The following is a 12,181-nucleotide window of genomic DNA, read 5'->3' as shown; positions in this document are numbered from 1 at the left end:
GCGGCGTTGCGGGACTTGGCAAGGGAATGACCATTGCCGGCGCCCCGCGCCTTGCCTGGCGGCATTTGACGCGGCAACGCGGCTCACGCCAGAACGTCAACAGACCCTAGTGCAGTTTCATAGATGAAGTTGTGGAAATTATGGCATCAGGCGATGCTATGCCCCATGAAAGCACCTCTATTCGTTCGCCCTTTGACTACCGAGGAACGGCAGGCCCTGCAGGTTGGCTTGCGTGCCCGGGAAGCCTTCACGCTGCGGCGCTGCCAGATCCTGCTGGCCAGCGCTGACGGCAAGACCGCCACGGAAATTGCCGCTCTGTTCGGCTGCGCCACGCAAACCGTACGCAACACCCTGCGGGCCTTTGCCGCCGAGGGGGTGTCTTGCCTGACGGAGAAGTCGCATCGGCCCAAACGTGTCCGTCCCTTGCTTGCGGGCACGCAGGCCGAGCGCTTGCGCTCTTTGCTGCACCGCAGCCCCCGCGATTTCGGCAAGCCCACCCGCTTGTGGACCTTGAGCCTGGCCGCCGAGGTGGCCTTCGAGCAGGGGCTGACCGAACGGCAACTGAGCTATGAGTCGATCCGCCAGACGCTGATACGCCTGGGCGTGGGCTGGAAGCGGGCCAAGACCTGGATTACCAGCCCGGATCCCCACTATGCGCGCAAAAAAAGCGACGCGACTGGCTGATCGAACTGGCCACAACGCACCCGGACTGGGTGCTGGGTTTTCAGGACGAGGTCTGGTGGAGTCGTTTTGCGCGCCCATCCCTGAAGGCCTGGAGCGCGGGTCAGGCCCTGCGCCTGCAGCAGTTGTCGGTGGATCCGCAGGATGCCGGACCCAAGGCGCTGAGCTGCTATGGCCTGCTGCGCGCCGACACGGGGCAGATGCTGCTGCGTTTCGTCAAGGGCCGCCCGGTCAGCCAGGTGACCGAGGACTTCCTGGAGTGGGTCTGCGAGCGCCTGGCGAGCGAGGGGAAGAAGGCGCTGCTGATGATCTGGGACAACGCCAGCTGGCATATCAGCCACCGGGTGCGGGCCTGGATCGGGGCGCACAACCGCCGGGCCAGGGCCGAGGGTGGCGTACGGATCGTAACCTGCCGCCTGCCGAGCAAGAGCCCCTGGCTGAACCGGATCGAGCCCCGCTGGGTGCATGGCAAGCGGGCGATCCATGAACCCGAACGCCCGCTGACCAGCGCTGAGGTGATGGAGCGAGTCTGCACCTATTACGGTTGTGAACAGCTCCCGCCACTTGAACAGGATGTTGGTTGAAACTGCACTAGGCCCTTCGATACGGAAAACGGCGCTGGCGCCCGTGCTCCGTCGAGACGGCTGCAGCAGCGCGATGCCGCAAACGGATGCTCGACCGGCTGCCTCCAGCAGCGCATCAACGCCCGCACTCGACCCGCTGCAATTCCCCATCCCGCCCCAGCCGGAACCGCGCGAAGTCCTCCGCCAGGAACAGGCGTCCCCGATACGCCGCCGCGGCCTCGGCACGAATGTCCTCGATGCACGGCCCGCGTTTCGGATCGGCCTGGTAGCGGGCGCTGAAGTGGGTCAGGACCAGGTTGGCGAGGCCGGCCGCCTGGGCGAAGGCGGCGACCGCGGCGGCGGTGCTGTGGCCGAAGTCGGCCCTGGCGTCGTTCGCGACGGCCTGGGTGTAGGTGGCCTCGTGGACCAGCACCTGGGCGCTGCGGCAGGCTTCGGCCAGCAGCTCGGGACGGTCGTTGTCGCCGCCGACCACCACGCGGCGGGGCGGGCGGCCGAAGATCAGGTAGTCGTCGCTGTGCAGCGTGCGGCCCTCGTGCTGCACGTCGATGCCGCGGGCCAGCTGGCCCCAGAGCGGGCCGCGGGGGATGCCGTGCCGGTCGAGCCTGTCGATGTCCAGGCGCGGGTCCGGGCGGGCCTCGGTGAAGCTGTAGCCATAGCTGGGCACCCGGTGGGAGAGGGCGACGGCTGCGACGCGCAGGTTGCCGCCCCGCCATTCGTCCAGGGACTCGACGGCATGGAAGTTCAGCTCGAACGCCAGCCAGGTCCGGGTGAGGCGCAGCGTGGTGCGGACCCACTCCTCGATACCGTCCGGGGCGACGATCTCCAGCGGCTCCTGTCTGCCCTGCATGCCGGCGCTGGCCAGCAGGCCGGGCAGGCCATAGCAGTGGTCGCCATGGACATGGGTGACGAAGATCGCGCGCAGCTCGTGCAACGAGAGCGGCGTGCGCAGCACCTGGTGCTGCGTGGCCTCGCCACAGTCGACCAGATGCCAGCCCTTGCCGGTCTCCTCCTGCAGCGCCAGTCCGGTGACGTTGCGGGCCCGGGTGGGGGCCCCGGAGGAGGTGCCGAGAAATATCAGGTCCACGCCTCATGCTCCCGCTGTTGCGTATGGCGCCAGTATGGCGCATGGGATTGGCGAGAGGTCGTGCTCCGGGTGGAAGAGGCGGGGGCGTCCGGCGTCGCTCCACAGGTTATCGCGAAGGTGCCTGCGGCCATCCCCCGCAGTGGGGGAAGCGGCGCTGTTTCCCCGAATCTGGGGAACCGGGGATTTTGAAAAATTTACGTAAAATCAATCATATATAAATAAATCAAGACTGGCCCGGGCTGTGCATATGCCGAATCGGGTACGCGTTTTCGCAATTCGGAAGTGGACACGGGTTTCTGAACGGGAGTCAGTCGTCGTGGCGATGATCAGGAAAGTCTTGCTTGTCGAGGACGAGCCGGTCCTTGCGGAGAACCTCAAGGCCTATCTCGAAACGAGACGCTGCGAAGTGCGCGTCGCCCACGACGGGGCCGGCGCCCTTGCCCTGGCGGCGAGCTTCGGGCCGGACATCCTGGTACTCGACTACTGTCTGCCGGACATGGACGCCTTCCAGCTGCTCGACGCCCTGCGCGGCCGCTACGACGGCGAGCGGGTGCTGATGACCGGCCACCCGAGCGGGGCGGTCTGCGACGACGCGGCGCACCGCGGCATCGTCAACATCCTGCTCAAGCCCTTTCCGCTGGCCGATCTGGGCCGGGTGGTGTGCAAGCCGCAGGTCGCGCGCCGGGAACGCACCCGGTAGTGCCGCTTGGCGCTGGTGTCGAACGAGGAGAGCCGCATGGACAGTCTTTCTCCAGCATCCGCAGCCGGCGCTGTTCTGCCCGGCGTGGATGCGGCCGGCGTGGACGAGCCCCGCCCTGCGCGGCTCGAGGCGGCGCTGCTGCGCGAGGCCCGCGAGCGCGCGGCGAGCGAGGGCGGACGGGTGCTCGAGGCGCTGGAGGCGCTGGCCGGGCTGGCGCCGGAGGCGTTCGTCCGCCGCTTGGGGGCGACCCTGCGCTACCCGGTGCTCGACGGCGAGACGCTGTTCGCCTGCCGGCCGGTGTTCGAGCGGCTGGCGCTGGCCCAGGCGCTCAAGCGCGAATTCGCCGTGGTCCGCCTGGACGAGCGCGAGGTCGGGGTGTTCGCCGATCCCTTCGACGATGCCCGGCTGGCCTGGATCGACGCCTGCCTGGAGGGCGCGCCGCTGTACCTGGTGCATCCGGCCGACCTGGCCGGCTACCTGGCGCGCCACGAGGAGGCCTTCCACGCCGTCGAGTCGCTGGGCGCCGACGCCGCCGGGGCGGTCGAGGCCGAGGCGGTGGAGAACCTCTCGCTGGCGCGGATCAGCGAGGACTCCAGCGTGGTGGTCAAGCTGGTCAACTCGACCCTCTACGACGCGCTGAAGATGCACGCCAGCGACATCCACCTGGGCATGACCGGCAACGGGCTGGCGATCAAGTACCGCATCGACGGGGTGCTCAACTCCATCGGCCGGGTGCAGGGCAGCGAGATCGCCGACCAGGTGATCTCGCGGGTCAAGGTGCTCGCCGAGCTGGACATCGGCGAGAAGCGGGTGCCCCAGGACGGCCGCTTCAAGGTCGGCATCCACGGCCGGCAGATCGACTTCCGGGTGTCGATCATGCCGAGCATCTTCGGCGAGGACGCGGTGCTGCGGGTGCTCGACAAGCAGGACCTGGCCGACCGCGTCAGCGGCGTCAGCCTGGAAGCGCTGGGCTTCGAGGAGGCGACCCTGCGCATCCTGCGCCGGCTGGCCGCCGAGCCCTACGGCATGGTGCTGGTGACCGGCCCCACTGGCAGCGGCAAGACCACCACTCTGTACGCGATGATCACCGAGATCAACCACGGGGTGGACAAGATCATCACCATCGAGGACCCGGTGGAGTACCAGCTGCCCGGCGTGCTGCAGATCCCGGTCAACGAGAAGAAGGGCCTGACCTTCGCCCGCGGCCTGCGCTCGATCCTCCGCCATGACCCGGACAAGATCATGGTCGGCGAGATCCGCGACCCGGAAACCGCACAGATCGCCGTGCAGTCGGCGCTCACTGGCCACCTGGTGTTCACCACCATCCATGCCAACAACGTGTTCGACGTGATCGGCCGCTTCGTGCAGATGGAGGTCGATCCCTACAGCTTCGTCTCCGCGCTCAACGCGGTGCTCGCCCAGCGCCTGATCCGCCTGGTCTGCCCGGACTGCGCGGCGCCCGTCGAGCCGAGCGAGGAGGAACTGCTGACCTCCGGGCTGAACCCGGCCGAGGTCGGCGACTTCCGCTTCGTCCACGGCAGCGGCTGCGGGCGCTGCCGCGGCTCGGGCTACCGCGGGCGCAAGGCGATCGCCGAACTGCTGCTGCTCGACGACGAGATCCGCCAGCTGATCGTCGAGCGCCAGCCCATCTCGCAGATCAAGGAGCTGGCCCGCCGCCGCGGCCTGCGCCTGCTGCGCAGCTCGGCGGTGGAGCTGGTACGCAGCGGACGGACCACCCTGGAGGAGATCAACCGTGTCACTTTCGTTGGCTGAGCGGCGCATCGCCGTGCTCGGCGCCACGCGCCTGGCGCTGTTCCGAAGGCGGCGCGGCGAGCTGGAACTGCTCGGCGGCGTCGAATACGGCCCGGCCGAGGGACCGGCCTGGAGCGCTGCGGCGCAGGCGCTCGAGCGCCTGCTCGGCGAGCAGGGCCGGCGGCGAGCCAGCCTGGACCTGCTGCTGTCCAGCCGCTTCGTGCGTTTCGCGCTGATTCCCTGGAGCGAGCAGCTCGCTTCGCCGGAAGAGCTGGAGGCCTATGCGCGCTTCCGTTTCCAGGAGATCTACGGCGCGCTGGCCGACGGCTGGCTGCTGCGCCTGTCGCCGGCACCGGCCGGGCAGCCGCGGCTGGCGGCGGCCATCGAGCGGGGCTTGCTGGAGCGCCTGCAGGTCCTGTCGAAGGATGCCGGGCTGCGCCTGTGCTCGGTGCAGCCCTACCTGATGGCGGCCTTCAACCGCTTCGCCGGGCAGCTGCCGGCGGGCGACTTCCTCTTCGTGCTGGCCGAGCCGGGGCGCAGCAGCCTGCTGCTGGCCCGCGCCGGAGGCTGGGCCGCCGTGCGCTCGGTGAGCGGCGACGACGACGATGCCGCGCTGCTCGCGCTGGTCGAGCGGGAGAGCGAGCTGCAGGGCCTGGAGGACGCGGCGCGTTCGGCGTTCTACCTGCATGCGCCGGGGCGCACGGCGCCGCCGCCGGCCGGGCTGCACGCCCTGGAACTGCCGCGCGCCTCGGCGGATACCCTGCAGGCCATGGCCCAGGCGGTGAACTGAGATGCGCCCGATCGAACTCGATTTCCAGCGCAGATCCATCGCCAGTCCGCTCGGCTGGGCGCTGCTGGCCGCCGGCCTGCTATTGGCCGGAGTGCTCTGGACGCTGCAGCAGCGGATCGATGCGGACCGGGCGCGCGATGCCGAGGCGCTGGCCCGGCTGCAGCCGGGGCAGGGCGGCGAGGTCCGCCAGGCGCCGCTGTCGAAGGCCGACAGCCTCGCCCAGCAGGCCAGCCTGGCGGAGATGCGCCGCGTCTCGGCGGCGCTGAACCTGCCCTGGAACGGGCTGTTCGCCACCCTGGAGGCCTTGCCGCTCAAGGATGTCGCCCTGCTCGGCCTGACCCCGGATGCGCGCAAGCGGTTGCTGCGGATCAGCGCCGAGGCGCGCAACCTGGAGGCGATGCTGGAGTTTCACCAGCGCCTCGAGGACAGCGACGGGCTGAGCGACGTGTCCCTGCTCGACCACGAGGTGCTCGTCCAGGTGGCCGAGCGGCCGATCCGCTTCAACCTGCTGGCGACCTGGGAGGTGCCGGATGGGCGTCCATAGGCTGATCGTCCGCGAGCGCCTCCGGCGGCTGGGCTGGCCGGGCGCCGGCGGCGCCGCGCTGCTGGTGCTGGTCGCCGGCCATGGGCTGTTCGGCCTGTGGCCGGCCTGGCAGGAGCGCGAGATGCTGGCCGGGCAGATCGTGGCGGCCCGCGAGCGTCAGGTGCGCATCGAGCGGGGCGTCGAGCTGCCGCCCCAGGGGCCCGGTCAGCAGCTGGCCGACTTCCACCGCCAGCTGCCGGCGCAGCCGGCGGCGAGCACGACCATCGACCGCATCTACGCGGCGGCCCGGGCACACAACCTGTCGCTGGCCCGCGGCGAGTATTCCCTCGGCATCGACCCGAAGACCCGCCTGGCGCGCTACCGCATCCTCCTGCCGGTGCGCGCCGGCTATCCGCAGCTGCGCCGCTTCCTGCACAGCCTGCTGAGCGAGGTGCCGGCGCTGGTGCTGGAGGATGTCGAGTTCAAGCGCAAGGCCATCCATGAAACCGAACTCGAGGCGCGCATCCGCATGACCCTCTATCTGTCGAGGTGGTGATGGACAAGCGACGGCTGCTGGGCTGGCTGGCCTTCCTCGGCGTCGCGGGGCTGCTGGCGCTGCTGCCCGAGTTCTTCCCGCAGGAGGCCGAGCCCCTGGCCGTGGCGCCGCGCAGCCGGCCGGCGGTGGCGCCGGACGAGCAGACCGCCACCCAGCCGGAAAGCCGGGCATTGCGGAGCGTGGCATCGAGCCGGGCGGTGCCGCAGGCCGATCTGTTCGCCGCGCGCAGCTGGCGCGCGCCGCCTGCGCGCCGTGCTTCCGATGCCGCACCGGCGAAGGCCGCAGCGCTGACGCCGCCAGCGCCACCGGCCGCGCCGCCGCTGCCCTTCGAATTCATCGGCAGGCTGGACGACAGCGTCCGCCTCAGGGTCTTTCTGCTGCGCGGCGACCACCTGCACACGGTGCAGGCCGGCGACGTGATCGACGGCACCTACCGGGTGGAGAAGGTCGCTGCCGACGAGCTGACCTTCGTCTATCTGCCGCTGAAACAGACCCAGACGCTGTCTGTGGGGGACAATCCATGATCATCGCAACGCGCAAGGCTGCAAGCGCCCTCTGGTTGCCCGTGCTGCTGGGGAGCGTGCTGCTGTCCGGCTGCGCCGGGCAGCCGGGCAAGGAGGGCATCGCCCTGATCGACCAGGGCAAGTACGAGGAAGGCCTGGCGCAACTGGCCGAGGCGGCGCATGAGGATTCGCAGGATCCCGGCGCGCAGATCGCCCTGACCACCCAGCGGGCAGTGGTGGTCACCCGGCTGCTGGCCCAGGCCGAGCAGGCGCGCGCCGCGGGTAACAACGAGGCGGCGCAGGCTACCTTCCAGCGGGTGCTGGGCATCGAGCCGGGCAACGCCCGGGCCCGCGAGGGCATGCGCCAGATCGTCCAGCTGCGCAATGTAGCCGAGCAGTACCGCCAGGCCGAGCTGGCCCTGGCCCGCGGCGACCTGGCCGGGGCCGAGCGGCTGGTGCGCGCGATCCTCGTCCTGGAGCCGCGGCACGAGGGGGCGCTGGCCCTGCAGGAGGGCATCGAGGGAACCCGCGCGCAGACCGCCGTCGCCTATCCGCAGCTGCGCTCCAGGCTGCAGAAACCGGTGAGCCTGGAGTTCCGCGAGGCCAACCTGAAGCTGGTGTTCGAGGTGCTGGCGCAGACCGCGGGGATGAACTTCATCTTCGACCAGGACGTGCGCCCGGACCTCAAGGCGACCATCTACGTCCGCCAGGTGGCCATCGAGGATGCGGTGGACCTGCTGCTGCAGCAGAGCCAGCTGAAGCAGAAGGTGGTCAACGACAACACCATCGTCATCTACCCGAACACCCCGCAGAAGCTCAAGGACTACCAGGAGCTGGTGCTGAGGACCTTCTACCTGACCAACACCGACGCCAATACCGCGCTGAACATGGTCAAGACCCTGCTCAAGACCCGCGACGTGTTCGTCGACGAGCGTCTCAACACCCTGACCATGCGCGACACACCGGATGCGGTGCACCTGGCCGAGCGGCTGTTCCAGGCCCAGGACCAGGCCAACCCGGAGGTGGTGCTGGAACTGGAGGTGATGGAAGTCTCGCGCAAGCGCATCCTCGACCTCGGCCTGCAGTGGCCGAACACCTTCGGCATCCTCACCGAGGACGGCGGCAGCGCGGTGAGCATCCTCGGCCAGCTGCGCGGGATCAATTCCGACCGCATCAACTTCTCGCCGTCGCCGACCCTGAAGATCAACGCCAACGACAGCGACATCAACACCCTCGCCAGCCCGGTGCTGCGGGTCAGCAACCGCGAGCAGGCGCGCATCCACATCGGCGAGCGGGTGCCGGTGGTCAGCGCCACCTCGACGCCCTCGACCCAGGGGCCGGTGATCACCGAGAGCATCACCTACCTGGACGTGGGCCTGAAGCTGGAGGTCGAGCCGACCATCCACCTGAACGACGAGGTGGCCATCAAGGTGGGGCTGGAGGTGAGCAACGCGACCCAGCAGCCGGCCACCGCGGCCGGGACCATTCCGGTCCAGGTGGACACCCGCAACGCGGTCACCACCCTGCGCCTGCGCAACGGCGAAACCCAGGTACTGGCCGGCCTGATGCGCAACGACCACGGCAAGTCGGGCGACCGCATTCCCGGCCTCGGCGACATCCCCGGCCTCGGCCGGCTGTTCGGCAGCAACAAGGACACCCTGAGCAAGTCCGAGCTGGTGCTGTCGATCACCCCGCACATCGTGCGCAACCTGCCGTACCAGAGCCCCTACGACATGGAGTTCGAGTCCGGCACCGAGAGCGGCCTGCGCCTGCGGCCGGCCGCGCTGCCCCGCGAGGGCGAGGCCAGCCGGCGCCGGCCGGGCGCCGAGCCGCTGGCCGCCGCCGGTCTGGATCAGCCATGAGGAGCAGGGCGCGCGGCTTCTCGCTGCTCGAGCTGGTGATCGCCCTGGCGATCCTCGGGCTGCTGGTCGGCATGGCCGCGCCGCTGACCGAGACGGTGATCCGCCGCGGCAAGGAGCAGGAGCTGAAAACCGCGCTGTACCGCATCCGCGACGCCATCGACGCCTACAAGCAGGCGGCCGACGCCGGCTTCATCGAGAAGTCCGCCCTCGGCAGCGGCTATCCGCCCTCGCTGGAGGTGCTGGTGGAGGGCGTCCGCGACCTGCGCAACCCGTCGGGGAGCAAGCTCTATTTCCTCCGGCGGATTCCCCGCGACCCCTTCGCCGAGCCGGGCACGAGCGCGCTGGAGAGCTGGGGGCTGCGCAGCTACGACAGTTCCGCGGAGAACCCGCAGGAGGGCGAGGACGTCTTCGACGTCCATTCGCTGTCCGAAAGCCGCGGGCTCAACGGCATTCCGTATGGGGAGTGGTAGTTATGCGACGACAGGCCGGATTCACCCTGATCGAGCTGCTGGTGGTCATGGCGATCATCGCCAGCCTGCTGACCATCGCCGTGCCGCGCTATTTCTCCAGCCTCGAGTATTCCCGGGAAACCACCCTCAAGCAGAGCCTGGCGGTGATGCGCGATGCCCTGGACCAGTACTATGGCGACACCGGCAGCTATCCGGAGAGCCTCGAGGCGCTGGTGGAGCAGCGCTACCTGCGCAACCTGCCGGTGGATCCGATCAGTGAGCGCAGCGACCAGTGGGTGGTATTGCCGCCGCCCGAGGGGGTTCCCGGCAGCGTCGCCGACGTCAGGAGCGGCGCGGACGGACGGGCCAAGGACGGCAGCCTGTATGCCGAGTGGTGATCCGATGCGCGGCCAGCGGGGCTTCACCTACCTGGGCGTGCTGTTTCTCGTCGCGCTGATGGGCGGCGCGCTGGCCGCGGCCGGCCAGCTGTGGTCGACCGCCAGCCAGCGCGCCCGGGAGCGCGACCTGCTGTGGATCGGCAACCAGTACGCCATGGCGCTGCGCAGCTATTACCGCCACTCGCCGGGCATCGCCCAGTATCCGCAGAGCCTCGAGGAGCTGCTGGAGGATCGCCGGCAGATCAAGCGCCAGCGCCACCTGCGCCGGCTCTACGCCGACCCGGTCACCGGCAGCCGCGAGTGGGGGCTGATCCGCTCGGTCGACGGACGCATCGCCGGAGTCTACAGCCTGTCCGAACGGCAGCCGCTGAAGAGCGCGAACTTTCCGCCGGGCTGGGAGAGTTTCGAGGGGACGACCCGCTATGCCGACTGGCAGTTCGTCGCCGAGCCGTCCTTCCGCCAGGAGTAGGGCGCCGGAAAGCAGGACGCCCCGGCAAAGCGGGGCGTCTGCTGTATGGCCGGGACCGCGGGGTCAGCCCTGCCAGCGCTTGAGCACCAGGGTGGCGTTGGTGCCGCCGAAGCCGAAGCTGTTGCTCATCACGGTGTTCAGGATGACGTTCTCGCGGGTCTTCTGGACGATCGGCAGATCGGCCACTTCCGGATCCAGTTCCTCGATGTTGGCCGAGCCGGCGATGAAGTTGCCTTCCATCATCAGCAGGCTGTAGATCGCTTCCTGCACGCCGGCGGCGCCCAGCGAGTGGCCGGACAGGCTCTTGGTCGAGCTGATCGCCGGGGCCTTGTCGCCGAACACGGTGCGCACCGCCTTGGCCTCGGCCAGGTCGCCGACCGGCGTCGAGGTGCCGTGGGTGTTCAGGTAGTCGATCGGGGTGTCGACCGTGGCCAGCGCCAGCTGCATGCAGCGCACCGCGCCTTCGCCGCTCGGCGCGACCATGTCGTAGCCGTCGGAGGTGGCGCCGTAGCCGATGATCTCGGCATAGATCTTCGCGCCGCGCTTGAGCGCATGCTCCAGCTCCTCGACCACCACCATGCCGCCGCCGCCGGCGATGACGAAGCCGTCACGCTTGGCGTCGTAGGCGCGCGAGGCCTTTTCCGGGGTGGCGTTGTACTGGGTGGACAGGGCGCCCATGGCGTCGAACAGGAAGCTCTGGCTCCAGTGCTCCTCTTCGCCGCCGCCGGCGAAGACCATGTCCTGCTTGCCCATCAGGATCTGCTCCATGGCGCTGCCGATGCAGTGGGCGCTGGTGGCGCAGGCCGAGGAGATCGAGTAGTTCACGCCCTTGATCTTGAAGGGGGTGGCCAGGCAGGCGGAGACGGTGCTGCCCATGGTGCGCGGCACGCGGTACGGACCGACGCGCTTGACGCCCTTCTCGCGCAGGGTGTCCAGGGCTTCCATCTGGTTGAAGGTGGAGGCGCCGCCGGAGCCGGCGATCAGGCCGACGCGCGGGCTGGAGATCTCTTCCGCGGTCAGGCCGGCATCCTTGATCGCCTGTTCCATGGACAGGTAGGCGAAGGCGGCGGCGTCACCCATGAAGCGGTAGACCTTGCGGTCGATCAGCGCTTCCAGATCCAGGTCGACGGAGCCGGACACCTGGCTGCGCAGGCCCATTTCGGCGTAGGCGGGGTTGTAGCGAATCCCTGGCCGGCCGGCACGCAGGTTGGCGGATACGGTGTCCTTGTCATTGCCCAGGCAGGATACGATGCCGAGGCCAGTGATCACGACGCGACGCATGTGGATGTCCTTCAGAAGCTGTCGGTAGAGGTGAACAGGCCGACGCGCAGGCCTTCGGCACTGTAGATCTCGCGGCCATCGACGCTGACGGTGCCGTCGGCGATGCCGAGGATCAGCGAACGGCTGATGGTGCGCTTGATATGGATGTTGTAGGTGAGTTTCTTCGCCGTCGGCAGCACCTGGCCGAAGAATTTGACTTCGCCCGAGCCCAGGGCCCGGCCACGGCCCGGATTGCCCTGCCAGCCCAGGTAGAAGCCGACCAGCTGCCACATGGCGTCGAGGCCCAGGCAGCCCGGCATGACCGGATCCCCTTCGAAGTGGCAGGCGAAGAACCACAGGTCGGGGTTGATGTCCAGTTCGGCGACCATTTCGCCCTTGCCGTACTTGCCGCCGGTATCGCTGATATGCGTGATGCGATCGACCATCAACATATTGGGGGCGGGCAGTTGCGCATTACCCGGACCGAACAGCTCGCCGCGAGCGCAGCGCAGCAGGTCTTCCCGGGTATAGGCGTTTTGTTTGGTCATGCAAGTTCCTCAATAGTCCGTT

Annotated in this window: 15 protein-coding genes; 12 read left to right on the top strand and 3 right to left on the bottom strand. The window is 69.0% G+C overall.

Annotation, left to right across the window (positions count from 1 at the left end):
• The first annotated feature begins 165 nt into the window (after window positions 1-165).
• Window positions 166-684 (top strand): helix-turn-helix domain-containing protein, encoded by a 519-nt coding sequence (locus ACG10_RS11390; RefSeq protein WP_089168266.1) that lies wholly within the window; start codon window positions 166-168, stop codon window positions 682-684.
• 29 nt (window positions 685-713) lie between these two features.
• Window positions 714-1,265 carry a transposase gene (locus tag ACG10_RS11385; RefSeq protein ID WP_089168265.1) on the top strand — a complete coding sequence of 184 codons (552 nt, stop codon included), beginning with the start codon at window positions 714-716 and terminating at the stop codon, window positions 1,263-1,265.
• A 115-nt stretch (window positions 1,266-1,380) separates the two neighbouring features.
• Here the strand turns inward: ACG10_RS11385 and ACG10_RS11380 are convergent, their stop codons facing one another.
• Window positions 1,381-2,349 (bottom strand): MBL fold metallo-hydrolase, encoded by a 969-nt coding sequence (locus ACG10_RS11380; RefSeq protein ID WP_089168299.1) that lies wholly within the window; start codon window positions 2,347-2,349, stop codon window positions 1,381-1,383.
• A 322-nt stretch (window positions 2,350-2,671) separates the two neighbouring features.
• Between ACG10_RS11380 and ACG10_RS11375 the strand changes: the two genes are divergently transcribed.
• The 10 genes from ACG10_RS11375 to ACG10_RS11330 are packed head-to-tail and all read left to right on the top strand — an operon-like array spanning window position 2,672 to window position 10,351.
• Window positions 2,672-3,049 carry a response regulator gene (locus ACG10_RS11375; RefSeq protein ID WP_039803792.1) on the top strand — a complete coding sequence of 126 codons (378 nt, stop codon included), beginning with the start codon at window positions 2,672-2,674 and terminating at the stop codon, window positions 3,047-3,049.
• Window positions 3,050-3,085: 36 nt separating this feature from the next.
• Entirely contained in the window at window positions 3,086-4,822 is a 1,737-nt protein-coding gene (locus ACG10_RS11370) for a GspE/PulE family protein (protein ID WP_089168298.1), read from the top strand.
• On the top strand, window positions 4,803-5,591 hold the full coding sequence (locus ACG10_RS11365) for a hypothetical protein (RefSeq protein ID WP_232487089.1): 789 nt from the start codon (window positions 4,803-4,805) through the stop codon (window positions 5,589-5,591). Before ACG10_RS11370 ends, ACG10_RS11365 begins: the two co-directional genes overlap by 20 nt.
• Before the next feature lies 1 nt (window position 5,592).
• The gene (locus ACG10_RS11360) at window positions 5,593-6,135 is read left to right on the top strand and encodes a pilus assembly protein (RefSeq protein WP_089168297.1); all 543 of its coding nucleotides are present in this window, start codon (window positions 5,593-5,595) and stop codon (window positions 6,133-6,135) included.
• The gene (locus tag ACG10_RS11355; protein WP_089168296.1) at window positions 6,122-6,670 is read left to right on the top strand and encodes a GspMb/PilO family protein; all 549 of its coding nucleotides are present in this window, start codon (window positions 6,122-6,124) and stop codon (window positions 6,668-6,670) included. Before ACG10_RS11360 ends, ACG10_RS11355 begins: the two co-directional genes overlap by 14 nt.
• Entirely contained in the window at window positions 6,670-7,194 is a 525-nt protein-coding gene (locus ACG10_RS11350) for a hypothetical protein (RefSeq protein ID WP_089168295.1), read from the top strand. The genes ACG10_RS11355 and ACG10_RS11350 overlap by 1 nt, the downstream gene beginning before the upstream one ends.
• Window positions 7,191-9,035: a secretin N-terminal domain-containing protein gene (locus ACG10_RS11345; RefSeq protein WP_039803801.1), complete on the top strand. Its 1,845-nt coding sequence runs from the start codon at window positions 7,191-7,193 to the stop codon at window positions 9,033-9,035. The genes ACG10_RS11350 and ACG10_RS11345 overlap by 4 nt, the downstream gene beginning before the upstream one ends.
• Complete coding sequence (locus ACG10_RS11340; protein ID WP_089168294.1) at window positions 9,032-9,505, top strand: type II secretion system protein; 474 nt, start codon at window positions 9,032-9,034, stop codon at window positions 9,503-9,505. The genes ACG10_RS11345 and ACG10_RS11340 overlap by 4 nt, the downstream gene beginning before the upstream one ends.
• A 2-nt stretch (window positions 9,506-9,507) precedes the next feature.
• Entirely contained in the window at window positions 9,508-9,882 is a 375-nt protein-coding gene (locus ACG10_RS11335; RefSeq protein ID WP_039803804.1) for a type II secretion system protein, read from the top strand.
• Window positions 9,869-10,351 (top strand): type II secretion system protein, encoded by a 483-nt coding sequence (locus ACG10_RS11330; protein WP_089168293.1) that lies wholly within the window; start codon window positions 9,869-9,871, stop codon window positions 10,349-10,351. Before ACG10_RS11335 ends, ACG10_RS11330 begins: the two co-directional genes overlap by 14 nt.
• A gap of 63 nt (window positions 10,352-10,414) precedes the next feature.
• Here ACG10_RS11330 and fabB read toward each other — a convergent pair whose 3' ends face one another.
• Both fabB and fabA read right to left on the bottom strand, forming a co-directional pair.
• Window positions 10,415-11,632, bottom strand: coding sequence for a beta-ketoacyl-ACP synthase I (fabB, locus tag ACG10_RS11325; protein WP_089168292.1), 1,218 nt, complete (start codon window positions 11,630-11,632; stop codon window positions 10,415-10,417).
• Between the two features lie 11 nt (window positions 11,633-11,643).
• The gene (gene fabA / locus ACG10_RS11320) at window positions 11,644-12,159 is read right to left on the bottom strand and encodes a 3-hydroxyacyl-[acyl-carrier-protein] dehydratase FabA (RefSeq protein ID WP_039803811.1); all 516 of its coding nucleotides are present in this window, start codon (window positions 12,157-12,159) and stop codon (window positions 11,644-11,646) included.
• Between the last annotated feature and the right edge of the window lie 22 nt (window positions 12,160-12,181).

Source organism: Azotobacter chroococcum, assembly GCF_002220155.1.
Classification (GTDB): Bacteria; Pseudomonadota; Gammaproteobacteria; order Pseudomonadales; family Pseudomonadaceae; genus Azotobacter; species Azotobacter chroococcum.
This window is presented reverse-complemented; position numbering and strand designations above follow the sequence as displayed.